This is a genomic window from Deinococcus yavapaiensis KR-236 (assembly GCF_003217515.1).
Taxonomy (GTDB): domain Bacteria; phylum Deinococcota; class Deinococci; order Deinococcales; family Deinococcaceae; genus Deinococcus_A; species Deinococcus_A yavapaiensis.
Genome location: NZ_QJSX01000008.1, coordinates 163,442 through 190,281 on the forward strand (window position 1 = coordinate 163,442; position 26,840 = coordinate 190,281).

A 26,840-nucleotide genomic window follows, 5' to 3' on the forward strand; every position below is an offset into this window, starting at 1 on the left:
GCGGCGCACTTGTTCTCGGTGGCTGGGCCGCTCATGGGCTGCTGCGTCCGGGATGGAGGCCGCGTACAAGCTTGGTGTGAAGGTCAGGACGCCTTTTGATTTCTTGATTTCGAGAGACACGTCCGTTGGCGCACACGTCGTTGCCATGACATGCGCCTTCCGACCGTCTTTCCATCCAAGGCGGAAGGTGGGACAACGACAGCCCGCTCACGCGGCGTCAGACGGGATCGAGGAAGCTGAAGAATGCCTACGCTGCTTCTCGGCGCTTTGCTCGCCGCCAGCGCCGCTTGGACGGTCCCGAACGTCTTCTCGCTCGGCTTCGCGCCGAACGGCGATGTGCTGGTGACTTCGCGCGCACGCGGCTCGGGCGCCGCTCCGCTCGATGTGAACGTTCGCAGCCTCGTCACGGGCAAGGTCGTCTCGAGCGTCTCGATTCCCGAGGTTGGCGACGACGTCAGCCTCGTCTCCGTGTCCTCCGACCTGCGCCTTGCCGCTTGGCTCGACAAGGCGCAGGACGTCCTCACTGTTCGCACGCCCACGACCCGCTGGTCATCCAAGCTTCAAGGGGTGCGGGGCACCACGGCCCTGACGTTCAGTCCCGACGGGCGCACCCTCGCTGCCGCGAACAGCAACGGGTACGTTCAACTGTGGGACGTCGAGCGCGGGGAGCGTCGCGCGACGATTTTGCTGAAATCCCGCCCTGACAGGCTCGCCTTTCGGCCCGACTCACGGGTGCTCGCCGTGAACATTCGATCGTACGAAGCTCCGAACGACGCGACGACGCTATGGAACGTCGCGGACGGCATGAAGCTCGGGAGCGTGCAGAGCCTTCCCGGCTTTTCGCCCGCGACGTTCGTCTTCGAGCCTGGTACGAGCATGTTGATCGCGGAGGCACCGAGGTACACCATCGGCTGGTTCGATTCCGAAAGCGGGAGCGTCTCGAAGACTTTGCCGATGTACGTCACGCCCTGCGAACAGCCCGCATCCTTCGTGAACTGCGCGCACGGTCCATTGAACGCCTCGCTGAGCCGTGACGGATCGAGAATCACGGTGACCGTCGATCCGCGAGACGGCCGACTGCTGGCGCTCGTGTACGACACCCGCACCCTGAAGCGGCTGTACCAAGTGCGAGTCGAAGGGTTCGCGGTCCTCACGCCGGACGGAAATTCGCTCTTGGTGTCGACGAGCTACCCCGACTCGCTCTCGAAAGTCGTTCTCGAAGGCGAAGTTCCCTGACTCGGACCCGTCACTCGCACGGCTCGGCGAAGAGCCGACGTGTCCTCCCCAACTCGCTTCGTGGGTCGCGCGAGCACGAAGCGCTTGCTCGTCACGCTCTCGCAGGACTCGTTCAAAACGTCGAGCATGTAGGTGCGTTTGCAAGAACGTCGGCTCGTTCACGGCGCCGTCGAGCGTAAGACGCGCTCGCCTCCGAAACCCGTGATGTCGCGGGCACTTTTCGGTAGATCAAGCCAGGGCGCGCAGGAGAATCGTCAGGATCAAGACACCTCGGGCCGTCCATGCGACCGTGCGAATCCAGTTCGTGCCGACCAAGGTCGAGACGAGCCCCGAGTCGAAGCCTGAGCCGAGCCGAGCATGAATCGGCACGGACACGAAGGCCGTCGACGCCCAGATCACGAGGACCAGTGCGAAGCCGATCCAACACGGCGTGGCTGACACGCTCGGCGGTGGGTGCAGGACCAGCCAACCCGCCGTGACGAGTTCGAGCAGCATGAGCGGACCGACGAGGAACGAGATGACGCTCGAGTGCCGCGTGTGGTACGCGGTGAAGCCCGCTTCTCCGACAAAATCGAACAGCGGGTAGTGCACGAGCTGAATCGTCCAGATAAGCCCCACGAGACACCACGTCACGGCCGCGTGAACGATCAGGAGGGTCACGTTCGGCAGCATAGGCCGCGCTTTCCAGGCGAGCCGTCACGGAAGCTACACGGCCTCCGTGCTGATAAAAAGCACTTCGGTCGAGGCGGGACGTGCCACGAGGCTCGGGGCTCGGCGGCTCCTGCGAACCGTCGTCATGGCTCGACGCGACCATCTTTCCAGGAGCCACGCAACGCCAACCTCACGCGTCTCGTAGGACAATACGAGGCATGCGCGAGATCAAGATCCTCTCCGAAAATCCCATCGAGCAGATTTGGCTGCACTTGTCGAAATGGGAAAGCAAGACGCTCGCGCTGCGCCTGATTCGCGAGCGAGCGAACGAGAGCGGCGAGGCGCTCGACGAGGAGCGGGCTGACGCCAAGGCGCAAGGGCTGGCGTACTGCTTGCGGAACGCCCGCGAGTACCTGCGCGACCCGGCGGCGAGTTGGAACAAGCGCCTCCTCAACGGCTACTACGGCTTGATGTCCCTCGTCGGGGCGATCATGATCGCCGATCCGCGCAACGACTACGACCTCGCGAAGTTCGAGCTCGCCGCGAAGATGGGTCACGGCCTGAACAACGTCGATGATCCGCACACGCCCTTTCCGGACGCCCAGAAGGTGTACGTGACGGAGGACGGCCTGCTCGTGCGTTATCTCGCGAGCCTCGGGGTGAGCAACCGCGACCTCAAGCTCGGCCGCAAGGACGCCGAGCGCGTGCTCGGCACGCCCGATCCGCGCCTGATGTCCCTCGATACGCTGCTGGCGAGCATTCCGGAGTTGCACGACCTCTACTTCGACGTGACGGGCCGCCAACCGCTCAGCGTCGGGGTGTTCTTCCACTCCGACTTGAACTGGAATAGCGCGCGTGGCGACGAGGGAGGCGACCTCGTGGGAGAATTCCTGCGCGCGATCCGCTTGTTCGACGCGTCCGTCGAGGAACCCGACCGCGGAGTGTGGCTCGGTCTGCGCTCGAACGCCGCCTTCGACGAGCACGCGGCGCGCTCGCAGTTCCGCTTGCCTTTCGAGAAGTACCAGACCTACCGCGACGACCACGACGGTCGCGAGTACCTCGCGGGGTTCCTACCGACGTCGAGTTCGGCGAATTGGAAGTCCAGCACGGGAGCGTACGGTTCGGCGATGGCGGACACGGTGTACGCCGCGCCGCTCGTCGGACGAATCACGGACACGATCGCCGTGCACTACTGCCTGATGTACGCGCTGAGCATCATCGTGCGCTACCGACCCAGCCTTTGGCGTGAAATCAGCGAGGGGCGGCACGACGACTACTTCGCCCTCATCAAGTACTACTTCGAGGCGTTCGTGCGCGTCGTTCCCGAATTGGCCCTCGCACGAATCGCGGCGGCGTCCGTGCACGCCTTTCAGCCGGGCTCGCTTCACGCTCCGAGCTGACCGTCACGGCGCCGAGGGCGGCGCGGGCAACTTCTCGCCACAATGAGGACAGTACGACCACGTGGCCGTCGCCGCCTTCTCCTGAGCGAGCAAGCCGAGCTCCTCGCTTTCTCGCTCTTCGCGCATCCTGCCCATTTCCTCGGCGAAGCCCGACGCGAGCAAGCCCGCCGGCAACGCGACGAGACCCACGCCGAACAGCGCGATCGTACCGCCGAGAATCTTGCCCAGAATCGTCTGCGGAAACATGTCGCCGTACCCCACGGTTGTGAGGGTCACGATGGCCCACCACATCGTCTGTGGAATGCTCGCGTACACTTGCGGTTGCGCCTCACGCTCGGCGAGGTACATCAACGTGGCGGCGCTCAGCATCAGCACGAGCACGAGCGTCACGGTCACGAACAACTCCTCGGCCCTGCCTCTCAGAACGCGGCCGAACAACTGCAACGTCTTCGAGTACCGCCCGAGGCGCAGCAAACTCAGGATGCGCAGCAGGCGCAGGGCGCGAAGCGCGACGAGATCCCCGGCGCTCAGCAGGCCGAACAAAAGGGGCAAAAGCGCCACGAGGTCGATCAAGGCGAGGGGCGACACGACGTACCGCAGGCGGGCCGCCCAGGGCTGCAAGTGCCCTCGGTGGACGTCGGCCGTCCAGACGCGCGCGGCGTACTCCACGGCGAAGACCATCAGGGACACGCGCTCGAACACCCCGAAGGTTCCCACGTACCGCGCCTGCACCGACTCTACCGTCGACATCACCGCCGCCGCGACGTTCGCCACGATCAGCGTGGCGAGGAAGCTGTTGAGCAGCTTCGCCGCCGTGTCGTCGTCGTCCGGGTGGAGCAGCCCGAAGACGCGGTCCTTCCAGGAAGGCCAACCCGCTCGGAGTTCCATACCGCATCTTAAGAAATTCTTCGCGTCTCATGGCCGTGCGCGTCATCGTGCCACGGCTCGCTCCTCTCGACCGTCGGCCTTCGAGAGCTTCAAGTCGTGCATGACGGTCGGAATGACGAGCCTGACGATGACGCCGCGCTGAGAAAAGCGAGGTCGGGCAGCGACAGCCGTACAAGTCGCCGCCCGACCTCGGCTCACCAGGTCGTGCCGACCGCCGTGGGGTCCGAGAGAACGGTGCCGTTCGGGACGATCTCCCACTTCGGCTCTTTGGCGAGCACGTCGTTGTCGTCACGCCACGCGTGCAGCACCTGCCCGTCGGCGCCGCGCGCGAAGACGTCCACACGGCCCGGTCCCCAAGACGTCGCGTCGGGACTGCCCGCCAAGACGGGGCCGCCCCACGGAAACCAAGCGGTCCACTGCTGCCCGCCTCGGAATTCGCGCACCCACAGCTTGTTGTCCATGCCGCGCGCGAACAGCAACAAGCCGCCGTTACGCCACGGCACCACCGTGGGATCGGACGTCATCTTGAGGCCGCCGAGCGACTCGAAGTTCAGCCACTTCGAATTGCCGTCGTCGGTGACGCGCCACCAGATGAAGTCGTCGAGGCCGCGCACGAACACGGCTTGCCGCTGCTTCGCGGGCGTTCCGAAGATCACGCCTTCGGGGCCGCCCTTGATTTGCCCGCCGAGTCCCCAGGCGCCGAGAACGTAGGGAACCGTGACGTAGAAAGGCTCGCCGCCCACCCAGTCCTTGTACTTTTGCCACAAGCTCTTCTTGACGGGCTGCGCCGCGCGTTTCTGCACGTCCTCGATCGCGAGGCCCACGGGCACCTTGTCCTCCGTGTACAGCGAGGACCAAGCGCCGTTCTCGGCTCCCGTCGCGTACAGTTCGGCGTTGTTGTGACCGCGCACGAACAAGCTCACCTTGTCGCCGGGCGCGCAGGCGAGGCCGGGATCGGAGCCGATCTTGCTGCCGTACCCCGACCACGTCGCACTCTTGCCCACGAAGTCGAAGGTGACGCCGTCGATGGTGTCGTCGTTCGCGCGCAACATCACGAGGATCTTGCCAGGATTCGGCGAGCAGGCGTCGGGACTTCCGTTGATCTTGCCGCCGAGGCGCTGCCAGCCTCCCCACGCGCCGTAACTCTTCTTGGTGAACCACAACGCGCGGTCCATTCCGACGGCGTACACGTACAAGTTGCCGCCTTCCAGATTCTGCGGCACGACGGGCTGGGCGATCGTGCGGGACGCGAACGGAAGCGCGGCGAGGCAAAGCGTGACCGACAGAATCGCGAGGCGGCGTTGCTTGTTCATGAAGCGCAGTGTAGGAACGAGACCGTCACATGAGCGTCACATGACGCGCCGAGGCGTCACCCGCTCGGCGCGGGCTCGTCGTGCACGGTCTTGACGCGTCCGACCACGCCGCTCGTGAGCCTGACCTTGATGCCGTGCGGATGCGTCGGTGAATTTGTCAAAAGCTGCGCCACGACGCCCTTCGTGAGGCGGCCCGTCGCCTGATCGGCTTTCTGGACGACACTGACGGTCGCGCCGGGCCGGACGTTCGCTCGAACACGTCCGTCGCTCATAGCGGCTTGAGTCCCCGCTCGATGCTCGCTCGACGAGGCTCCAAGAAGGGCGGCAGAGCGAGGCGTTCGCCCATCGTCGCCTCGGGTTCGTCGGTCGCGAAGCCCGGGCCGTCCGTGGAGATCTCGAAGAGGATGCCGTTCGGTTCGCGGAAGTACAGCGCCCTGAAGTAGTAGCGGTCGATTTCACCGCTCGTGCGAATCCCGAGGCGGGTGAGACGCTCGAACCACGCCTGATGCTGCTCGTCGGTCGGCGTGCGGAACGCGACGTGATGCACGCCGCCCGCTCCGGGCGTGTACGCGGGCAAGTTCGGCTCCACGGCGATGTGGACTTCCGCCGAAGGGCCGCCTTCCCCCATCTCGTACACGTGCACGGCCGTTGCGTCGAGCGTGTACTCGCGTACGCGGCGCATGTTCATGGCCTTCGAGAGGATCATGTCCGTGGGACGCAAGGTCGGGACGCTCAGCAGGACCGGTCCGAGCCCTCGAATCTGGCGCTCGGCGGGCACGGCGCTTCGATCCCACGGATGTGCTTCGCCTCGACCGCCGTCGTCGATCAAGCACAGGCGTTGCCCTTCGGGATCCTCGAAGTCGAGGACAAAGCGTCCGTCGCGCTCGCGCACGTCGCCGACCGTGACGCCCGCCGCCGAGAGTCGGTCGTACCACCAGCGCAGCGAACCTTCGCCCGCCACGCGCAGGAAGGTCCGCGCAACGCTGTGCGTGCCGCGGCGCTCTCTCGGAGTGTTCCAGTCGAAGAAGGTGAGGTCGCTTCCCGGCGAGCCTTGGGCGTCCGCGTAAAAGAGATGGTAGGCCGAGGTGTCGTCCTGATTGACGGTCTTCTTCACGAGGCGCATCCCGAGGATGCCCGTGTAGAACGCGTGGTTCGCCGAGGCGTTCGCCGTGACGGCGGTAACGTGGTGCAAGCCGAGCAAGTCCATGCTTCATCAGAACCGCTCACGGCGGTTCAGGGTGGCGTTTCGCTCACAAAGCGGGCCTCGTCGTGCGCGCGGATACGCTCGCCTGATAAGCTGCCTCATCGATTCGCACGTTTCATTCGCGCGTCACGGGAGTTTTATGAACGAACTGCAGCACCTCGGCGTCTACGCCCGCGAACTCAAGAAGCACCTGCCGAAAGAAGTCTTCGATCCCGTCCCGGGACGCCTTTGGTGGCTCGTGCCACACGTCTCGATCGTCGTCGGATGCGTGCTGCTCATCACGCTGACCGCCTTGCCGCTTCTCGTGAAGTTGCTGTTGAGCGTCATGATCGGCGGCGCGTTCGCCTGCTTGGGCTTCCTCGGTCACGAGGTGCTGCACGGCTCGGTCGTACGGCGCGCGTGGCTGCGCGATTTCATCGGAGCGGTGTGCTTTTGGCCGTTCGGCGTGTCCACGAAGTTGTGGCGACGCTGGCACAATGTCGAGCACCACGGGCAGACGCAACACCCCGATCTCGATCCCGACGCCTTCGACACCCTCGAAGCGTATGACGGGCACGTCGGCGTGCGCTTCCTCGCGAAGTTGCCGCCGCGCGTGCGCAGCTTGCTGTACTTCGTGTCGTTCACGTTCTGGTTCTCGCTGCACGCCATTCTCGTGCGTCGGGCCGTGCGCCACCAACTGTCCAAGCAAGACCGCCTCACCACCCGCTGGCAGACCCTCGCGCCGTACGCCTTCTGGGTGGCGTTCGGCGTGCTCGTCGGCCCGGCGAACTTCGTGCTGATCTACCTGTTGCCCGTCTTGATCGGGAACTTCCTCGTGATCGCGTACATCGCCACCAACCACGGCTTGAATCCTTTGACGGAGACGAACGATCCGTTGGAAAACAGCCTCTCGGTCGTCAATCCGCGTTGGTTGGACGCGCTGCACCTGAACTTCTCGCACCACGTGGAGCACCACGTCCTGCCGAGCGTGAACCCCGTGCACGCCCCGAAGATCAAGGCGGCTCTCAAGCGCTTGTACCCTGACCGCTACAAGGAACTGCCGTGGTTCGTCGCCCTGAAAGCCTTGTGGTTCACGCCGAGATTTTACGGGCGCGACCGCATGAGCCTCGTGGGACCCGAGGGCCGCACGTACGGCACGCTGGGACACGGCTTGGACGCCCGAAAGGTGCAACCGCGCGACGAGGCTTGACCTCGGCGAGCCGAGTCACTTCTCGACGTTGAAGCCTGGAAGGCAGCGCGACCGCCTTCCAGGCTTCAACGTTTGGTTTGTCGGCGCAAGGCGAGCGGGAAGGGCAGGAGGCCCTGGACGAGAGCTCGTCCGCTGCCCCGGGCGAGCTCATGTCACCCTGTTCGGCGCGGCGACGACTACTCTTCGGACAATCCCTTGGCGCACAAGATGTCCAACGCCGTCACGCCCAGCACCATCGCGAGGGCGGCGGCGGCGTTCGCGCGCTTCTGGCTTTTGAGGCCGACGGCGAGCGTGGCGATGTCGAGGGCGTCTCCGCCGATGCGCGCCAGCACCCAGGGACGCTGAGCGTCCGTGAGCAGCAAGCCCGCGCCCGCGCCGAGTTCCCGCGCGCCGTAAAAGCGCACGAGGCCTTCCTTGCCTTCCAAACCGAGCGCCTTCGCGAGGCGACCGGGCCACACGACCTCCACGAGACCGAGCGCGACGCTGAAGTACCCCAAGCCTTGGGCGAGCGTTCTCGAATTCATACGCCCAGAGTGGAGGCGCCCCGTGAGAGGGGCGCCTCGAGAAGTTCAAGGGGCGTCACGCGAAGGACGACGCCGACCGGAAAGTTGGTCAGAAGCTTTGCTGGGCACGCCGAGCGATCATCAAGAGCGTCCAGGCGAGCGCGCTCAGCACGAGGCACACCGCGAACACCGAGCCGTACCCGAACGCGCCCGCGACCGCCCCGATGCCGAGGCCGCTCAGCAAGGAGCCCGCGTTCATGGTGTTCGAGTACAACGTCGTCGCCACACCCAAACGACCCGGCATGAGTTCTTGAACGTACGCCATGCCGAGCGTCGCGAGAATCGCGATGACGACCGCGCGAATCGCCTGCGCGAGCACGATCGGCAGCACGCTCGGCGCGAGCGCCACGACGAGGTAGTACAGCGCGAACAGCACCAGCCCCCACAAGATGAGCGTCTCGTTGCCCGGACGCTTCTTGAGCAGCACGAAGCTCAACATCACCGGAATTTCCAGGAGGGCGCACAAACCGACGATGAGACCGACGCTGCCGTCCGTGCCGCCGAGGTCGCGCGTGACGTGAATCGGGAGGGCCGTCGAGCCCATGTGCATGGACGCTCCGTACAGAACGAAGGCCCCGGCGACGAGCACGATCGAACGTCCCGCCGTGGTCGCGCTCACGCCGTGCGCGGGCGTGGCTTTCTGCGCCTTGTCGGTTCGCTCGCCGACGCGCGAGAACAGCACGGGCAGCGCGGCGAGCGCGAAGCACACGGCCGTGGCGAGGAACAGCATGTGAAAGCCCGCGCCCGCCAAAATGGCCGCGCCGATGCCCGGCCCGATCACCCAGGCGAGCGAGAAGGCGGCGCGAAGCGTCGTCACGCCTTGCTCGCCGACGCTTCCCGCGCGGTTCTTCGCGAGCGCGAACACTTGCGGAAAGGCCGCTGCGCCCGTGCCGAGCAGAAGCGCCCCGATCACGAGCAGCAACGCGAAGTTCGTGGTGAAGGCCAGCGAGCCGTATCCGAGCGTCGCCGCGAGAATCGCGGCGATCACGATGGGCTTGCGGGTCGGCAGACGGTCGGACAGACGCGCGAGGAACGTGCTGATGACGATGCCGCCAAGGGCGGTGCACGTCAGGAACGCTCCGAGCATGAGAGGCGTCATGTTCGCTTCGCGTACCGCGAACAGCGAGAGGTACGGCGCTGCGAACGACGTCGCGAAGCCGAGCAGCAGCACCGAGACGGCGAGGCTGAGGAAGCCTGGCGTGTTCTTGAGGACGGTCAGCGTATTGGTGGTAGGCGCAGTGCTTTGCATAAGGAGGAGGCGCTCGGAGCGCGAGGACCCAGTGTAACCCTGCCGAGGCAGCGTGCTTCCCCGCGTGAACGAAGCGCGACCATCGGCTCGGGCGCGTCCTCATGCTGAGGTGGAAAAGCAGGCGAGGCAGGCAAGAGGGCCGCCCGGAGGAGGCGGCCCTGCGCGTGGAAGGCGGATTGGAGGGGTCGTTCAGCGAAGCACGAGCTTGTCGATTTCGGCCGTGCCGTTGTAAGGCGTCGTGAGATTCGCGTAGCCCTTGAGGACGACCTTGTAGTTCCCGGCGGCGGGATTGGGGATGTTGACTTCCTCGAAGGTGCTCGTGGACTGTCCGCTGCTGGCGATGAGGCTGCCGTTCGGAGCGTACACGTCGAGGTCCAAGTCGAAGGCGGGATTGCCCCAGTCGGTCTTGATGCGCAGGGCCGTGGCGCCACTCGGAACGCTCACGATGTGCTGATCTTGCGCGTTCACGACGCAGTTCACCGTCGGGGCGCACACGGCGGGATTCACGGTGCCGCTCCACGAGGGCAGCGCGGTCGTCGTCAGCGAGTAGCGCACGGGGTTTTGCGCGACGGCTTCCTTCACGGCGGCGTTGGCGTTGATGTACCCGTAGCCCACTTCCCACAGTTCGCGCTTCTTCACGACGACTTGGTTGGGATCGAGGCCGTTCGTGCTCTGCGCGACGTAGTACATGGGGCGCGACGTCTTCTTGAAGATCGCGAGGACGCCCTCCAGGGTGAGCTTGGGGTTCGCTTCGAGCATCAAGGCGATGACGCCCGACACGTGCGGCGTGGCCATGCTGGTGCCGCTGATCGTCGAGTACAAGGGGTTGTCCACGTCGGGCACGGTTGTCGCCGCGAGGCCGAGGGTGGCGCGCGCCGCGCTGATGTCCACGCCCGGCGCCGTCACGTCCGGGTGCACGAGGGCGTCGCCCGGACGGCCGCGACTGGAGAAGTCGGCGAGGTAGCCTTGCTTGTCGCCCGCCGCGACGCTGATGACGCAAGGGCTGGCCGAGTACGGATTGAGGGTGTTCGCGTCCGGGCCCTCGTTGCCCGCCGCGAAGGTCACGATGACGCCTTGATCGTACGCGCGCTTGGCGGCGAGCGAGATCGGGTTGTACGGCGCGAATTCACCGCTCGAACCCCACGAGTTCGAGATCACGCGGATGTTGTACGTGTCCTTGATGTCGGGCTTGAGGGCGAAGTCGAAGCCTTGCAGGGCGTACAAGATCGAGAGCGCCTCACCGGAACCGATGCCGACGAGCGTGGCGTCGGGCGCCATGCCGACGCGCTTGTTCGGATCGCTCGACGCCGCGCCCGACCCGCCGATGGTGCTGGCGACGTGCGTGCCGTGCCCGCTGGAGGTGTCGGAGTTCGGCGTGTCGACCGTGAGGTAGCCGCCCACGCCGACGTCCACGATCGGACCGACGATCTTGACGTTCTTCGCGACGTTCTTGAGGTCGGGGTGCGTGCCGTCGATGCCCGAGTCGAGCACGGCCACGCCGACGCCCTTGCCGCTCACGCCGTACGTGGCGCGCGCCGTGTCCGCCCCGATGAACTTCGCGCTTTGCGCCAGCAGGTAGTGAAGCGGCGCGTCTTGGTAGATCGACACGAGGCCCGGCAAGTTGGCGGAGAGCTTTTGAATCAGCTCCGGCGTGACGACCGTCTTGAGGGCGATCATCGGAAGGTTCTGGAACGCCCCGAGTCCCTTGCCGAGATCGACGGGCAGGTTCGCGTCCATCCAGGGAATCGCTTGGCCTTTCGTGGCGTCGTCGGCGAAGGACAAGATCAGCGTTCCGACCGAGCCGTACTTCATGCCCGACTGGATCTCGGGGCCGCCCGTGCGCGCCGTGGCGTACAGCGCTTGGCACTCGGTGAGGGTCGTTGCTTGCGCGGTCGCCGTGGCGCGCGCGGAGGTCGCGGACGGCAAGTTGCCCTGGCCGCACGAGGCGAGGAGGAGGGAGGTGCCGAGAAGGGAAATTCCGAGTGCGTTGCGCTGTTTCATGTGGTGAGCCCCCTGATGACGTGTGCGTCTTTGGTTGGAGGCATTACAGCAAAGAGCTCTCAAAAAAATCACAAATCGAGTGGTGGACCGCGTTCATTTCAGGTTGAGCAAAGGTCCAGACCCGTCGAGACGCTCCTGTACTCACGACGATCTCAGAAAACGCCGCTTGCGCCGACCGACTCGACAGGCGGCGACAGTGTGCCGTGCCGGAAGACGCTACATTGAAAGTACATGTTGCCAAGCTCGCTGCAAGCGCGATTGAAGCGAGCGCCTCGCCTCGTCGTGGCGCCCGTCGGGCTCGGCTTCGGGCAAGACGCCTTGACCGAGTGGGCCCGAACTGCCGGGCGCGCCGTCGTTCACCATCCGAACGACGTCACGCCCGAACCTACCCTCCTCGTGGCGCGAAAACGCTCTGATCTCGACGGCCTGCCGTCCGGTTGGACTCTCGAGGACGTGCTGATGCTGCACGAGCGCGACGCGACTCTGAACGAGTCGGACTGGCGAAGCGGCTTGTCACGGGCGCCGATCGAGTTCGCCGAGTCGAGCTTTCGGGAAGCGGAAGGCTGGCCGCGCGCGCTCGAACTCGCCGCTCGCGTCTCGCCGGACGCGCCGAGCCTCGCCGCGCACCCGCTGGTACAAAGCGACTTGCGTCGACTTCTGCCCGCGGGCACGCGCGACCTCGCCGTTCGCGTCGCCGTCACGCCCGTCGTCGTGCCCGCCGTCGTGCCCCTCCTCGATGTTTCGCACGCCGAGGTCGCGGAGCTGCTCGACCTCGGCATCTTGTTCGACGTGGGCGACGGACCGCGCTTGCCGAGCTTGCTGCGGACCGTGCTCCTCGACGTTCGCGCCGACGTCGCCTCCAGCGTGGCGAACGCCCTGCTCGACGCGGGACGCTTGCGAGAAGCGCTCGACGTCTTGGCGGAAGCGGGAGATTGGAACGGTTACCTGGGCTTGCTGGCCCGCACGTCCAAGGCGTCGCAAGGCGAGGATGCCTTGCGAGCCTCGCTGCGGCGCGTGCCCGAGGTTCGCCGTGAACACCCTGGCGCCTTGTACCTCAGCGGGCTCTTGGCGCGCGTGCGCGGCGAGTTCGCGCAAGCCGAGCGGTGCTACCAAGCGGCGGCCGAGCACGCCGACGCGCACCTCGCGCCGATCGTGCACAACGCCCGAGGCGTGACGCTCGCTCTGCAAGGCCGCGCGGACGAAGCGCTCGCGGCCTTCGACGCCGCCACCCGAATCGCGCCCCTGGCGTCCACCATCGCGGGCGAAGCGTGGCACAACCGCGGCGGCTTGCTGCTGCAAGCGAGCCGCTTCGCCGAGGCGGAAGCGAGTTTGCGCGAAGCGACCGCCGCGTTTCGCGCCAGCGGCGACGAAGCTCGTGAAGCGACGACGTTGCAGTTGCTCGGAACCTTCTACGTCGGGCGCGGCCTGCTGCCCGAAGCGCGCGCCGCCTTCGAGGACGCTCTGAACGTCTTGGCGCGGCTCGGGCGCGGCTCCACCGCGCTCGTTCGCGCGAACTTCGCCGAAGTGCTGTGCCTTCTCGGGGACCTCGAACGCGCCGAGGTGCAACTGGAGGTGGCGACGCGCACGCTCGGCAGCGCGCCCGACGCGCGCGCGGAAGGCTGGACGCACCTCAACACCGCCTTGCTGTGCGTCACGCGAGGCGATCTCGACGCGGCCGAACGACACTTGCGCGGCGTGCTGCTCGGCGCCCACCGCGAGCGCTCCCTGCTCGCCGAAGCGCACCTGCTCCTCGCGCGCGTGCACCGTCTGCGCGGCGAAACCGACCTCGCTGTCAAAGCGCTTCAAGGCGCTTCCTCGCTCGGCCTGCGCGCGCAACTGGAAGCCGCCGTCCTGCGCGGCGAAGGCTTCGAGGAAGTTCAAGCGCAAGCGCGTCAAGAGGAAGCGCGTCTCGAACTCGCCGTCGCCTTGCTGCACGGCAGCGGCAGCTCGGAATTGCGCGAAGCCCTCGACCTCATTCGCGCCCACCGCATGTACTCCCTGCTGTCGTTTCCTTCGCACGCGAGCCGCCTCGTGACGCTCGCCGAGGAGGACGAAGGCGTCCGGGACCTGTTCCCGCTGCACCTGCGCCTTCTCGGCGCGTTCTCCGTGCGCTTCCTCGGGCGCGAAGTGCGCCTCGCGGACTTCCCGACGCGCAAAAGCGCCGCGCTGCTTCTCACGCTCGCCCTCGGGCCGGGCCGCGTGTCGCGCGAGGAACTCGCCGAACGCTTCTGGCCCGACGCCAAGAACCCCGCGTCGAACCTCCAAACGGCCGTCTACCACTTGCGCGCGACGCTCGGAGCGTCCGTCGTGCGTTCCGAACGTGGCTTGCTGAGCCTCGGCTTTCCGGTACGCAGCGACCTCGCCGCCCTCGAAGACGCCCTCGCGAACGCAGAGCGGGCCACACCCGACGAGCGCCTGCGTGACTGGCCGCGCTTGTTGCGCTCGGCGGGCCGCTTCCTGCCCGAATTTCCCGAGGACTTCGAAGACCGCCGCGCCGCCGCCGAGGATGTCGTTCGACGCCTGCGCCTCGACCTCGCCGAAGCCGCGCCTTCCACGTCCGACCTGCGCTTGCAACTTCTGCGCGACGTCATCGCCGACGATCCCTACGACGTCACGACGCGCGAAGCGGTCATCGCGCTCTACACCGCGCGCGGCGACCTCGACAGCGCCCTGTCGGAACGCGAGGTGCTGAGGCGCGTCGAGCGGGAACTGCGCGGCTGAACGATCAGCCGAACGCGCTGATTCCGGTGATTTCGCGTCCGAGGACGAGGGTGTGAATGTCGTGCGTGCCCTCGTACGTGTCGACCGTTTCCAAGTTGAGCAGGTGCCGCATGACAGGGTAGGCGGTCGTGATGCCGCTCGCGCCGAGCACTTCCCGCGCGCTTCTCGCAGCGTTCAAAGCGGCTCGGACGTTGTCGCGCTTGGCGAGACTGACTTGGGCGTGCGTGTGCTGCCCCGCCTCCTTCAACACCCCGATGCGCCACGCGAGCAGCAGTCCCTTGGCGTGATCGGCCAGCATTCGCGCGAGTTTCTCCTGCACGAGTTGACGCGACGCGATCGGCGAGCCGAACGTCACGCGCCCCGAGGCGAACTCGCGCGCCGTCTCGAACACCGTCTCCAAAGCCCCGAGCGCGCCCCAGGCGATGCCGAAGCGGGCGTCGGTGAGGCACGACAGCGGCGCCCCGAGGCCCCTCGCGCCCTCTAAGCGGTGCGAGGCGGGCACGCGCACGTCCTCCAGCACGATCTCACCCGTCACCGACGTCCGCAAGCTCAGCTTCCCGTCGATCTTCGGCGCTCGGAAGCCCGCCGTGTCCGTCTCCACCACGAAGCCCCCGACCTTGCCCTCACCGGCCACGTGCGCCCACACCACGGCGACGTCCGCGTGCGGCGCGTTCGTGATCCACACCTTCGAACCGTTCAGGACGTAGGCGTCTCCGTCACGTACGGCGCGCGTCCGCATCGCGCCCGGATCGCTGCCGCCCTCCTCCGTGAGCCCAAAGCACCCGACGAGCTCACCGCTCGCGAGGCCCGGCAGGAAGCGCCGCCGCAAGTCCTCGCTCCCGAAGCGGTAGATCGGCCCCATCACGAGCGATCCTTGCACGGACGCGAGGCTGCGCAAGCCCGAGTCGGCCCGCTCCAACTCGTACATCGCCGCGCCGTACGCGTTTTGCGTCGATTCCGACCCGCCGTACGCCTCGGGAAGCGTCGGGCCGAGAAGCCCCTGCCGCCCGAACGTTCGCAGGAGATCGCGAGGAGCGCCGTCCTCGTCCCACCAGCCGCCCACGTGCGGCAGCACCTCGTTCGTGACGAAGTCGCGCGTCACGTCCCACACGGCGCGCTCGTCGGAAGTCAGAAGCGCGCGGACCGACAGGAAGTCCAGCATGCGGTCATGCTAGCAGGCGCGCCTCCGCCGTGAAGGATCAAGGAGCGGGTGGCGCGTCCGGCGACTGCACGTACGGCTCCGACTCGCCGAGCGGCGAGTCCTCGATCGTGCCGTTCGGCTCGGGGAAGTCCTCACCTCGAGGCTCCTGCGACACGTCACCGTCCGGAGCCTCGTCGCTCGGCGGAAGGGGCTGCACGTCGTCCGGAACGGGAACCACGGTCGGATCTTGGGTGTCGGGCGTCGGCGTCACGTCGGGCAAGTCGGGTAGGCCGTCCTGCGACGACTGATCTTGAAGTTCCTGCTGCTGTCGTTCCTGCTCTTCGGCTTGGCGTTGCAGTTCCTGTTGCCGAGCGGCTTCCTGCGCGGCTTGCTCTTCGGCTTGGCGTTGCAGTTCCTGCTGCCGGGCGGCTTCCTGCGCAGCCTGCTCTTCGGCTTGGCGTTGCAGTTCCTGTTGCCGAGCGGCTTCCTGCGCAGCCTGCTCTTCGGCTTGGCGTTGCAGTTCCTGCTGCCGGGCGGCTTCCTGCGCGGCTTGCTGCTCGGCTTGGCGTTGCAACTCCTGTTGCCGAGCGGCTTCCTGTGCCGCCTGCTCTTCGGTTTGCCGTTGCAGTTCCTGCTGCCGAGCGGCTTCTTGCGCCGCTTGTTGCTCGGCTTGCTGCCGCGCCGCTGCCTGCTGCTCGGCTTGGCGCCGCGCCTCCTCTTGCTGGGCCGCCTGCTGAGCTTGCCGCCGCTGCTCCTGCTCGCGTGTGGCTTGCTGCTGGGACGCTTGCGGCTTTGGCGTGGGAGACGACGTGCGATTCGGGTTCGAACGCCCTCCGAAGAAGTCGCGCAAACCTTGCACGACGCCGCCTCGCGCCGCCGCTTCCTGGACGAAAGCCATGTTCACGCCGCGCACCCAGTTGAAGGTCACGTCGCTCGGCTTCTCGAACGCCACGACGGGCCGACCTCGCAACGTGCCCGCCACGGCAGTTTGCCAAATCGGCGCGGCGATCTCACCGCTGTAGCTGTTGAGCGGCATCGCTCCGCCAGCTTGACGACCCACCCACACGGCGCCCGCCACGCTCGGCGTGACGCCCGCGAACCACAAGTCCTTCACGTCGTTCGTCGTACCCGTCTTGCCGCCGACTTGCCAGCCGGGAATGCGCGCTCGCCACGCGAGGCCGCCCGACCGAGCGCCGAGGTCGTTCACGACGCCCGACAGCATGTCCAACCCCAAGTACGCCACTTGCGGACTCCACACACGCCGCGAAGCCGCCTTCGGCAAAGCGAGCTCTTTGCCGTCGGCGTTCACGACGCGCTTCACGAAGGTCGGTTCGTGGTACGTCCCGCCGTTCGCGAACGTCGCGTACGCCAGCGCCATCTGCAAGGGGCTCGCTTCCAACGTTCCGATGGACAGCGACAAGCCCGCGTCGGGCGGCGGCGTGAGGCCGAGCGCGCGCACCTTGTTTTCCAAGGCGCGCACGCCGATTTGCTGCGCGAGCCGCACCGTCGGCAAGTTGAGACTGTGATCCAGCGAGTACCGCAACGTCACGGGCCGCCCGAGGTACGTCCCCGAGTAGTTCTGCGGCTGATAATCGCCCGAGATCGGCGCGTCGAGAACGGTGTCCGACTGCTTCCATCCTTTTTCCAGCGCGAGGGTGTACAGCAAGGGCTTCACGCTCGACCCGACTTGACGGCGGGCGTCCACGGCGTTGTTCCACTCGCTTTCGCGGCCCGGGCCGAGCTTCTGTCCGACCAAGGCCAGCACTTCTCCGCTGGAGGGCTGCACGAGGGCGAGACCCAGCGTCGCGCCGCTCGGCACGTTTGCTTCTTGCGACGCGACGTTCGCGGCGTTTTGCGCCTGCACGTCCATCGTCGTGTACACTTTCAGCCCTCCGCGCGAATACACCGTCTTGCTGCCGAAACGCTTCACGAGGTCGTCTTGCACGACGTCGAGGAACGCCGTGTACTTGCCTTCCTCGAGCTTGGGCATGTTGCGGATCTTGGCGTCCTTGTCGACGAGGGTGGCCGACACGACGTTGCCCTGCCCGTCGTACCGCACGCGCCATCCCGCCGGCTGTAGAGGCACGCGCCACGCGGCGTCCGCCTGCGCTTTGGTCACCATGCCGTCCTCGACCATGCGGTTCAAGAGGTCGCGCATCAGCGGACGGTAGCCCGCGTAATTGAAGTACCGCCGTGGACTTGGAATGAGCGTCGCGAGGTAGGTGCTCTCGGCGAGGCCGAGCCGAGAGGCGTCCTTGCCGAAGTACGCGCGCGCCGCCGTCTGCGCGCCGACGATGTCGCCTCGCGCGCCGCCCGCGCCCCAATAGATGACGTTGAGGTACGCCGAGAGAATCTCCTCCTTCGAGAAGTTTCGCTCGACTTGAAAGGCGAGGATCGCCTCGCGCACCTTTCGCTCTGCCGTCCGCGCTTGGTTGAGATCGGCGAGGATGGTGTTCTTCACGAGTTGCTGCGTGAGGGTGCTGCCGCCTTCGAGGTCGCCGCGCAGCGTGCTCCACAGCGCGCGCGCCAGTCCTTGGAAGTCCAGACCGTGGTGCTTGTAGAAGCGTCGGTCTTCGCTCGTGACGACGGCCGCCTTCAGCCACGGGCTGAACTCGCTCGCCTTCAGCAGCGTCCGGTTGGCGCGGTCACCGCCGCCGAGCTTCGGGGACAACGTGCCCACGAACTGCCCGGAGCGATCGAAGACTTGCGTCTTTCCGCCGAACTCCAGTGCGCCGAGGCTGTCGACGGGCGGAAGGTCGCGGCCCCAGAACATGACGCCGCCCGTCACCGCCCCGACACCGAGCAGCAAGGTGAGAACCGTTCCGGTCAGAAAACGCATCGAGGCATTCTACGCGAGGGAACTGACGAAAGTTCCCGGCTTCTCATGAGAAGCTCGACGCCCTTGGCGACGAACGCACGGTGAAAAATGCGTTCGGAAAGTGTGATGAAATGAAGATATGACTTCTCCCGCGCCGTCTCCCGAATTGACCTCAATGCTCGACTTGCACCGCCGCAAACAGCACGACGCGTTGCTGGAGCGCGGCCAAGCGCTTCTCGTCGAGCGCCCCGACGAAGTGCAAGCGCGGCTCCTCGTCGCGCAGGTGTTCGCCGAGCGAGGACAGTGGGGAAGCGTCGAGGAGGTCACGCGCGAAGGCTTACGGCTCGATGCGAAGCAGCCCGACTTGCTTCGGTACCTCGGCGCGGCCGTGATGAACCAAGGACGCGTCGCGCAAGCGGCGGGCATCCTGCAAGAAGCTTTGCAAGTCCAGCCGTCGCCGCAAACGGCCGTGAACTTCGCCATCGCGTTGCTGCAACTCGGCCACGAAGCCGACGGCCTTCGCGTCTTCCAGTACGCGGCGAGCCTCGCCAAGAACGACGCCGAACGCGCACGCATCCTGAGCTTCGCCGCCACCCAACTGTTCGCGCGCGACCTTCTCGGGGGCGCCGCGACCCTCTCCGAGGCTTTGCGGCGTCTTCAGCCCGCCGATCCCGTGGGATGGACCGTGTACGCGGTCGCGCTGTTCAAGCTCGGTCGCTTCTCCGAAGCCGTGGAGGTGTGCCTGGAAGGCTTGAGTCACCACCCCACGCACCCCGACTTGCACGTCACCCTCGCCGACGCGTTGCTCGAAGCGGGCCGCCACGACGAAGCCAAGGGGGCCGCCGAGGAAGCCGAGCGCCACCTGCCGCCCGAGCGGCGCGCGTCGTGGCGCCTGCACCGTGCGCTGAGCCTGCCCGTCGTGGCAGACGCCGCGAGCGAAATCGACGAAGCACGCGCGTTCCTGCGCGCCACCCTGGACGAACTGCGCGAACGCGTCCGAGAAGGGGAGAAGCTGTTGCCGCTCGTCGCCGTCGGAGGCCCGCCGTTCATGCTCGCCTACCACGGGCAGGACAACTTGGCGTTGCGCCGAGATCTCGCGGCGCTGCTGCGTGAAGCCAGCCCCGAACTGACGTACACCGCGCCGCACGTCACCGCTCCCCGAGCGCCAGGCAAGATCCGCGTGGGCTTCTTGTCGTTCATGTGGGGCAACTCCAGCCCCACGAAGCAGTGGCTCGGCTTGATTCAAAACCTCGACCGCGAACGCTTCCACGTGACGGTCCTCGCGCTCGGCCCGTTGCGTCAACCCGACAGCCCCGTGGCGCGGGCGCTCCTCGAAGCCGCCGACGAGTTCGTGATGCTGCCGCGCCAACTCGAACAAGCGCGCGAGATCGTCGCGCAGCGAGCCTTGGACGTCTTGCAGTACGCCGAGCCGAACGCCGACGCGCTCGAGTACCTCCTCGCGTTCGCTCGCCTCGCCCGCGTTCAAGGCACCTCCATCTCCTACCCGGAAACGACGGGCATCGACACCATGGACGACTTCGTGTCCACGCCCGAGATGGACCCCGACGGATTCGAAGCGCAGTACAGCGAACGGCTGGTTCGGCTTCCCGGCACGGCCACCTTGACCCACTACGTGGAGCAGACGCCGCCGTCGCGCAAGACGCGCGCCGACTTGGGCTTGCCCGAAGGACGCTTGTACGCCTGTCCGCAAGCTTTGTTCAAGTTCCACCCGGACATCGACGCCCTCTTCGAAACGCTGCTGCGCCGCGACCCCGAGGGGCACCTCGTCTTGATTCAAGGCGAGAACGCCTCGCAATCCGAGAAGTTGCTCGAGCGCCTGGGCCACAACCTCGGTGACGCCTGCGCGCGCGTCGTGATGCTGCCGCGTTTGTCCGGCGACGACTACAACCGCGTGCTGCAACTCGTCGACGTCGTGCTAGACCCTCCGTATTACACCGGCTACACCACCTCCATCGCCGCCCTCACCATGGGAACGCCGGTCGTGACGAGAGAAGGACGCTTCAACCGTGAACGTCACACGGGCGCCATGCTGCGGGCCGTCGAAGCCGACGCCTGCGTCGTGCCGGACCTCGACGCGTACGTCGAGCGCGCCGTCGAACTCGCTCATCCGACGGTTCGCCGTGCGTTCACGCGCGCCACCATCAGCAAGAACGCCCACCGTTTGACTCTCGAGAAGGCGACGGTGCGGGCGTTCGAAGCGTACTTCGAGGAGGTGGTTCGATCGATCGACGCGCAAGGCCGCCGCGCCTAACACCTGTTAGTTCCCGGTGTTAGACTTGAACGCGTGAGCCAAGAAGACCTCAAGAGGACACCGCTGCACGACGCGCACGTTCGAGCGGGCGCGCGCATCGTGCCGTTCGCGGGGTACGCGATGCCCGTGCAGTACGCGGGCGTCATGGCCGAACACCACGCCGTTCGCGAAGGTGCGGGCGTGTTCGACGTGTCGCACATGGGCGAGTTTCGCGTGACGGGACCGCAGGCGCTGGACTTCCTGCAGTTCGCGACGACGAACGACGTCGGCAAGCTCAAGCCGGGCCGCGCGCAGTACAACCTTCTGCCGAACGAGCGTGGCGGTCTCGTGGACGACATCTACGTGTACATGCTGAGCGAGGGCGAGTACTTCGTCGTCGTGAACGCCGCCAACGTCGACAAGGACTTCGCGCATTTGCAAGGAATCGCGGCGCGCTTCGACGTGAATCTCGTGAACGAGAGCGACGCGTGGGGTCTGCTCGCCGTGCAAGGCCCGAAGGCGGCCGAATTGCTGCAGCGTCACGCGGACCTCGACCTCTCGTCCAAGAAGAAGAACAGCGTCTTCAAGGCGACCCTCTTCGACTTCGACGTGATGCTGGCCCGCACGGGGTACACGGGTGAGGACGGCTTCGAGATTTTCGTGAAGGCCGACGAGGCCGAAGTCGTGTGGGACAAGCTTCTCGCCGTGGGCTTCACGCCCGCCGGGCTGGGCGCGCGCGATACCCTGCGTCTCGAAGCGGGCTTTCCGCTGTACGGGCACGAGTTCGGCGACGACATCCACCCGCTCAGTAGCCATTACACGTGGGCCGTGAAGGACAAGGCCTTCCACGGACGCGAGCACATCCTCGAGAAGGCGAGCGGGCACAAGCTTGTGGGCCTCACGCTGGACAAGGTCATCGCGCGCGAGGGAGCGCCCGTCAAGAGTGGGGGAGAAGTCATCGGGCGCGTCACGAGCGGCTCGATGAGCCCGACCCTCAAGGTGCCGATCGCCATGGCGCTTATCGACGCGAACTGCATCGAAGACGGTGAACTCACGGTCGAGATTCGCGGCAAGGAGTACCCCGCGAGGGTCACGGCCTTGCCGTTCCTGAAAAAGTAAGCCCGGATTCACGCCCCATGCCCGCAGGGGAGGCGCGTGGACGGTCCTTGCAATAAACCGCAATTCGTTTTCCCGCCTCGCCCTAGACTCAGGAGTCAACTATGAACATTCCCAGCGATCTTCAGTACATGTCCAGCCACGAGTGGATTCGCGTCGATGGGGACGTCGCCACGGTCGGCATCACGGACTTTGCGCAAGACCAACTCGGAGACGTCGTGTACGTCGAGTTGCCGGAAGTGGGCCGCGTCGTCAGCGCGGGCGAGACGGTCGCCGTCGTGGAGAGCGTCAAGACCGCCAGCGACATCTACAGCCCCGCCAGCGGCGAGATCGTCGAAGTGAACGACGGCCTCTCGGGCAGCCCCGAGCTCATCAACGAGGGGCCGTACGAGAACGGCTGGCTTTTCAAGATCCGCGTGGACACGGTCGGCGACACCATGAGCGCCGACGAGTACGCGAAGATCGCTCAGTAAGCGAGAACGAAGGACCATGACCAAACCTCTGCAAGAACTCCTTCAACAAGACGACTTCCTCACGCGCCACATCGGCCCCAACGAGCAGCAACAGCAGGAGATGCTCGAAGCGCTTGGTGTGGACAACTTGGAGGAACTCGTCGAGACGACCTTGCCCGAAAGCATCCGCTTCAAGGGCGATTTGAACGTCGGCGCGCCTGTTCCCGAAGCGCGGGCCCTGAGCGAGCTCAAGGCCCTGGCGAGCAAGAACCGCGTGACGCGCTCGTACATCGGCATGGGGTACCACGGCACGCTCACGCCCGCCGTCATTCTGCGCAACATCCTCGAAAATCCCGGCTGGTACACCGCGTACACGCCGTACCAAGCGGAGATCAGCCAGGGCCGCTTGGAGATGCTGCTGAACTTCCAGCAAGTCGTGATGGACCTCACGGGCATGGAAGTCGCGAATGCCAGCCTCCTCGACGAAGCGACGGCCGCCGCCGAGGCGATGACGCTCGCCAAGCGCGTCGGGAAGAGCAAGAGCAACGCGTTCTTCGTCGCGAACGACGTGCACCCGCAGACGCTGGACGTCGTGCGGACGCGCGCCGAGTACTTCGGTTACGACGTGGTCGTCGGCGATCCCGAAGGTGAACTTCCCGAGGCGTTCGCGTACCTCATGCAGTATCCCGGCACGTACGGCGTCGTGCGCGACCTCGCGCCGATCGTGGACGCCGTTCACGCACGCGGCGCCCTCGCGATCGTCGCGACGGACCTCCTCGCCCTCACCGTCCTGAAGAGCCCCGGCGAGATGGGCGCGGACATCGTCGTCGGCAACTCGCAGCGTTTCGGCGTCCCGATGGGGTTCGGCGGGCCGCACGCCGCGTTCTTCGCGTGCAAGGACGAGTTCAAGCGCTCCATGCCGGGCCGCGTCATCGGCGTCTCGAAGGACGCTCGGGGTCGCACGGCCTTGCGCATGGCCATGCAGACGCGCGAGCAGCACATCCGCCGCGAGAAGGCCACCAGCAACATCTGCACCGCGCAAGCCCTGCTCGCCAACATGGCCGCCGCGTACGCCGTCTACCACGGTCCGCAAGGACTCGGGACGATCGGCGAGCGCGTTCAGCGCCTCACGGGCATCTTGCACAAGCGCTTGACGAACGCCGGGCTGCGCGTCAACGAGACGTTCTTCGACACCCTCACCTTCGAGGCGAGCGACACGGACGCCGTTCGCGAACGCGCCCTCGCGAAGGGCATCAACGTGCGCTTCGACGGAAACAGGGTCGGCATCTCGCTCGACGAGACGACCACGCCGAGCGACGTCACGGACCTCCTCGAAGTCGTGACGGGTCGGCAAGTCGAGTTCCACGACGACGCCACGAGCGGCATTCCCGCGAACCTCGTCCGCACGTCCCCGTACCTGCAGCATCCCGTCTTCAACTCGCACCGCTCTGAAAGCGCCATGCTGCGCTACCTCAAGAGCCTCGAGAACAAGGACTACAGCCTCGTCCACGGCATGATTCCCCTCGGATCGTGCACGATGAAGCTCAACGCCACCTCCGAGATGCTACCCGTCACGTGGCCGGAGTTCGCGAACATCCACCCGTTCGCGCCAAGCGACCAGACGACCGGATACGCCGAGATGATCGGTCGCCTGGAAAGCTGGCTCGCCGACATCACCGGATACGACGCCGTCTCCATGCAGCCCAACTCGGGCGCGCAAGGCGAGTACGCGGGCCTCTTGGTAATTCGCAAGTACCACGAGGCGCGCGGCGAAGGGCACCGTGACGTGTGCCTCATCCCGTCGAGCGCGCACGGCACGAATCCCGCGTCCGCCGCGATGATGGGCATGAAGGTCGTCGTGACGAAGACGGACGAGGACGGTAACATCGACCTCGCGGACCTTCGGGCGAAAGCCGAGCAGCACTCGGCGAACCTCGCCGCCTTGATGATCACGTACCCCTCCACGCACGGCGTGTACGAGGAGCACGTGAAGGAAGTGTGCGACGTCGTTCATCGACACGGCGGGCAGGTGTACATGGACGGCGCGAACATGAACGCGCAAGTCGGTCTCGCCAAGCCCGGCCTTATCGGCTCGGACGTGTCTCACCTCAACCTCCACAAGACCTTCGCCATTCCGCACGGCGGCGGCGGGCCCGGCATGGGTCCCATCGGCGTGAAGGCGCACCTCGCGCCCTTCCTTCCGAACCACGCCGTTCGCAGCTTGGGCGAGAGCGAGACGGGCGCCGTCAGCGCCGCTCCGTACGGCAGCGGCGCCATCTTGCCGATCTCGTATCTCTACATCCAGATGCTCGGCAGCAAGGGCCTCAGGCGCGCCACGGAAGTCGCCGTTCTGAACGCGAACTACATCGCCAAGAAGCTCGAAGGACACTACCCCGTGCTTTACAAGGGCCAGAACGGTCGTGTCGCGCACGAGTGCATCATCGACATCCGGCCTCTCAAGGCGGCGACGGGCATCACCGAGGAAGACATCGCCAAGCGCCTCATGGACTACGGCTTCCACGCGCCCACCATGAGCTTCCCCGTGCCCGGCACCCTCATGATCGAACCTACCGAGAGCGAACCCAAAGAAGAACTGGACCGCTTCGTGGAGGCCATGGTCGCCATTCGCCGTGAGATTCGCGAAGTCGAAGACGGCCTCATCAAGGCCGAGGAGACGGCGCTGAGGCACGCCCCGCACACGATGGACGACCTCGTGGACGCGAACTGGGACCGCGCGTACTCGCGCGAGCAAGCCGTCTTCCCGACGGGGCACACGCGAACCGCGAAGTACTGGCCCGCCGTGAACCGCGTGGACAACGTGTACGGCGACCGCAACTTCTTCTGCTCCTGCCCCCCCATCGAGGAGTACGCCGAACTGGAGTTCAGCCAGTAAGAACGAACGACAAAGAGGCCTGTCACGAACAGGCCTCTTTGTCGTGGAGTTTCACCCCGGACGCGAAGCCGACTCGCAATGGTAGGGTAACCGGTATGGAAACCCGCGCCCATCGCATCAAACTCAAACCGGGTAGCTTGGAGCGCGTTCGAGAGTGGGCGGCGGAAATCACGTGGCGACGCTCCGAAGCGCTCGCGACGCTTCGTGACGAAACCGTCGTCCTCGAATGCTTCTTCCTCGAGCAGTCGAGCGACGGCGACTACCTCATCGCCGTCATGACCGCCCAGAGCTTCGAGCAATCTCGCGCGGCCGTTCAGACCTCGTTACACGAGATTGACGCGTACCACCAGCAGTTCAAGCGCGACACTTGGGAATCCGGGAAGCAACTCGAACTGCTCGTCGACCTCAACCGTATCGACGAGCTCGCTCGCTGAAGTTCGGTAGGTGCGCGGAACCGCGTCATCACGAGGCGGTCGTCACCCATTTCGTCTGAAGCGGGTCGAGCACTTCCAACGAGTCCCCGAGCTTTTGCGGCAGAAGCGGCAGGAAGTCGGCGACGTGCGATCCGCCCGCACCGCGGGTTCGACGCCTTTCAGCATAGCGGCCAGCGGATCGTGGGCGAGTACGTCGGCGTTCGAGCGCATGACTTTGCGTCCAGCCGTGCGCTTGCGTATCGCTTCGCCAGATTCGGATGATGGCAGACTCACGAGCGCGCGAGTCTGAAACAAGGGCGATTTGAAGAAACGGCGGGCTCAAGTTTCGTGCAAGCCGCCCGAGAAGGTCATGACGATGCAGGGCTTCGGCTTGTGCGGGCGTCCTCACTTGAAGCGGGGCGGCTTGGAGGGCCGTCATGCCAAGTGATCCGTCCTTCGGCGTTCACTTGAAACCCCTGGTTCTGAAAGGCTGCATCGAAATCGGTGCGTGGAGTTCAGGCAGCTCGAACGAGGCGAAAAGGTGTACCGCTTGGTCGCCTGCCCGCGCGGGCCAACTGTCTTCTCCTCACCGCTTCCGAGCGGTACCGTTGTTTTGACGAAACGGACGTGCAGGTTCTCTTCACGACACCTGGGAACGTGTGGAGCACCTTGGAAGCATGGCTTCTCCTTCCTCGTCGCCCCCCAAGTCCTTCTCGGAGGTCATTCAGCACAACGTCGCCGCCCTCGCGGAAATGAGGGCGGAGCAGGAGAAGCGGCGAACGACGCAAGACCGTGTAGCGGACACCATCACGCGGTTCACGGGCAGCATGACGTTCGTGTACCTGCACCTTCTGATCATCGGCGGGTGGGTGATCGTGAATCTCGGCTTCCTTGGAATCAAGCCGTTCGATCCGTTTCCGTTCGGCTTGCTGACGATGCTGGGATCGCTCGAGGCGATCTTCCTGTCGACGTTCGTGCTGATCAGCCAGAACCGGATGTCTCAGGCAGACGCACGCCGCGCCGAGCTGGACTTGCAGATCAACATGCTGACCGAGCACGAGTTGACGCAGTTGATTCGCCTCACACACGAGATCGCCGCGCGACTCGGGGTGGAGGTTCGCGATGAAACGCCCTTGCTCGAAGCGATGGAGAACGTGCGACCCGAGAAGATCGTGGAGGTCATGGAGGACGTGGAGCAAGGCGACGCCTTGTCTCGGCAAGAATTGCAGACGATCGGCGAACGGGAAGTCGGCGACGAGGCGGACGAGTTTCTTCGCGGCGTTCGCGCTCGGCCGCTCGACATTGGCCGGGACGTTGAAGGAACGAAGTAGGGGCGCACAG

Annotated in this window: 20 protein-coding genes; 10 read left to right on the top strand and 10 right to left on the bottom strand. The window is 65.9% G+C overall.

Features of this window, described 5'->3' with window-relative positions:
* Positions 1-243 precede the first annotated feature (243 nt).
* The gene (locus tag DES52_RS11710) at positions 244-1,236 is read left to right on the top strand and encodes a WD40 repeat domain-containing protein (protein ID WP_110886993.1); all 993 of its coding nucleotides are present in this window, start codon (positions 244-246) and stop codon (positions 1,234-1,236) included.
* 228 nt (positions 1,237-1,464) lie between these two features.
* Here the strand turns inward: DES52_RS11710 and DES52_RS11715 are convergent, their stop codons facing one another.
* Positions 1,465-1,896: a hypothetical protein gene (locus DES52_RS11715; RefSeq protein ID WP_110887049.1), complete on the bottom strand. Its 432-nt coding sequence runs from the start codon at positions 1,894-1,896 to the stop codon at positions 1,465-1,467.
* 209 nt (positions 1,897-2,105) lie between these two features.
* On the opposite strand from DES52_RS11715, the gene DES52_RS11720 reads away from it, so the two are divergent.
* Positions 2,106-3,287: a YaaC family protein gene (locus DES52_RS11720; protein ID WP_110886994.1), complete on the top strand. Its 1,182-nt coding sequence runs from the start codon at positions 2,106-2,108 to the stop codon at positions 3,285-3,287.
* Between the two features lie 3 nt (positions 3,288-3,290).
* On the opposite strand, the gene DES52_RS11725 is transcribed toward DES52_RS11720, so the two are convergent.
* The 4 genes from DES52_RS11725 to DES52_RS11740 form a co-directional block, all read right to left on the bottom strand.
* Positions 3,291-4,175: an ion transporter gene (locus DES52_RS11725; protein WP_110886995.1), complete on the bottom strand. Its 885-nt coding sequence runs from the start codon at positions 4,173-4,175 to the stop codon at positions 3,291-3,293.
* A gap of 194 nt (positions 4,176-4,369) precedes the next feature.
* Complete coding sequence (locus tag DES52_RS11730) at positions 4,370-5,488, bottom strand: DUF8189 domain-containing protein (protein ID WP_110886996.1); 1,119 nt, start codon at positions 5,486-5,488, stop codon at positions 4,370-4,372.
* 56 nt (positions 5,489-5,544) lie between these two features.
* The gene (locus DES52_RS11735) at positions 5,545-5,760 is read right to left on the bottom strand and encodes a YwbE family protein (RefSeq protein ID WP_110886997.1); all 216 of its coding nucleotides are present in this window, start codon (positions 5,758-5,760) and stop codon (positions 5,545-5,547) included.
* A complete protein-coding gene (locus DES52_RS11740; RefSeq protein ID WP_110886998.1) occupies positions 5,757-6,695 on the bottom strand; it encodes a ring-cleaving dioxygenase in 939 nt (312 codons plus the stop codon). The genes DES52_RS11735 and DES52_RS11740 overlap by 4 nt, the downstream gene beginning before the upstream one ends.
* A gap of 136 nt (positions 6,696-6,831) precedes the next feature.
* Between DES52_RS11740 and DES52_RS11745 the strand changes: the two genes are divergently transcribed.
* Entirely contained in the window at positions 6,832-7,881 is a 1,050-nt protein-coding gene (locus DES52_RS11745; protein WP_170131020.1) for a fatty acid desaturase family protein, read from the top strand.
* A 176-nt stretch (positions 7,882-8,057) separates the two neighbouring features.
* On the opposite strand, the gene DES52_RS11750 is transcribed toward DES52_RS11745, so the two are convergent.
* The 3 genes from DES52_RS11750 to DES52_RS11760 all read right to left on the bottom strand — a co-directional run bounded on the left by DES52_RS11750 (position 8,058) and on the right by DES52_RS11760 (position 11,694).
* A complete protein-coding gene (locus tag DES52_RS11750; protein WP_110887000.1) occupies positions 8,058-8,405 on the bottom strand; it encodes a hypothetical protein in 348 nt (115 codons plus the stop codon).
* 88 nt (positions 8,406-8,493) lie between these two features.
* Entirely contained in the window at positions 8,494-9,693 is a 1,200-nt protein-coding gene (locus DES52_RS11755) for a sugar efflux transporter (RefSeq protein ID WP_110887001.1), read from the bottom strand.
* A 189-nt stretch (positions 9,694-9,882) separates the two neighbouring features.
* Positions 9,883-11,694 (bottom strand): S8 family serine peptidase, encoded by a 1,812-nt coding sequence (locus DES52_RS11760; RefSeq protein WP_110887002.1) that lies wholly within the window; start codon positions 11,692-11,694, stop codon positions 9,883-9,885.
* Positions 11,695-11,925: 231 nt separating this feature from the next.
* Between DES52_RS11760 and DES52_RS11765 the strand changes: the two genes are divergently transcribed.
* Positions 11,926-14,415 carry a tetratricopeptide repeat protein gene (locus DES52_RS11765; protein ID WP_110887003.1) on the top strand — a complete coding sequence of 830 codons (2,490 nt, stop codon included), beginning with the start codon at positions 11,926-11,928 and terminating at the stop codon, positions 14,413-14,415.
* 4 nt (positions 14,416-14,419) lie between these two features.
* Here the strand turns inward: DES52_RS11765 and DES52_RS11770 are convergent, their stop codons facing one another.
* The gene (locus DES52_RS11770; RefSeq protein ID WP_110887004.1) at positions 14,420-15,577 is read right to left on the bottom strand and encodes an acyl-CoA dehydrogenase family protein; all 1,158 of its coding nucleotides are present in this window, start codon (positions 15,575-15,577) and stop codon (positions 14,420-14,422) included.
* Positions 15,578-15,614: 37 nt separating this feature from the next.
* The gene (locus DES52_RS11775; RefSeq protein WP_110887005.1) at positions 15,615-18,395 is read right to left on the bottom strand and encodes a transglycosylase domain-containing protein; all 2,781 of its coding nucleotides are present in this window, start codon (positions 18,393-18,395) and stop codon (positions 15,615-15,617) included.
* A 118-nt stretch (positions 18,396-18,513) separates the two neighbouring features.
* Here DES52_RS11775 and DES52_RS11780 point away from each other — a divergent pair, with 118 nt between their 5' ends.
* From DES52_RS11780 to DES52_RS11805, 6 genes are all read left to right on the top strand, one after another.
* Positions 18,514-20,646: an O-linked N-acetylglucosamine transferase family protein gene (locus DES52_RS11780; RefSeq protein ID WP_110887006.1), complete on the top strand. Its 2,133-nt coding sequence runs from the start codon at positions 18,514-18,516 to the stop codon at positions 20,644-20,646.
* 33 nt (positions 20,647-20,679) lie between these two features.
* Entirely contained in the window at positions 20,680-21,744 is a 1,065-nt protein-coding gene (gcvT, locus tag DES52_RS11785; RefSeq protein ID WP_110887007.1) for a glycine cleavage system aminomethyltransferase GcvT, read from the top strand.
* Positions 21,745-21,845: 101 nt separating this feature from the next.
* Positions 21,846-22,214, top strand: a complete 369-nt coding sequence (gcvH, locus tag DES52_RS11790) for a glycine cleavage system protein GcvH (RefSeq protein WP_110887008.1) — start codon at positions 21,846-21,848, stop codon at positions 22,212-22,214.
* A gap of 16 nt (positions 22,215-22,230) precedes the next feature.
* Entirely contained in the window at positions 22,231-25,086 is a 2,856-nt protein-coding gene (gene gcvP / locus DES52_RS11795) for an aminomethyl-transferring glycine dehydrogenase (RefSeq protein ID WP_110887009.1), read from the top strand.
* Between the two features lie 95 nt (positions 25,087-25,181).
* Entirely contained in the window at positions 25,182-25,520 is a 339-nt protein-coding gene (locus tag DES52_RS11800; RefSeq protein ID WP_110887010.1) for a DUF6176 family protein, read from the top strand.
* 656 nt (positions 25,521-26,176) lie between these two features.
* The gene (locus DES52_RS11805; RefSeq protein ID WP_110887011.1) at positions 26,177-26,830 is read left to right on the top strand and encodes a DUF1003 domain-containing protein; all 654 of its coding nucleotides are present in this window, start codon (positions 26,177-26,179) and stop codon (positions 26,828-26,830) included.
* The last annotated feature ends 10 nt before the right edge of the window (positions 26,831-26,840 follow it).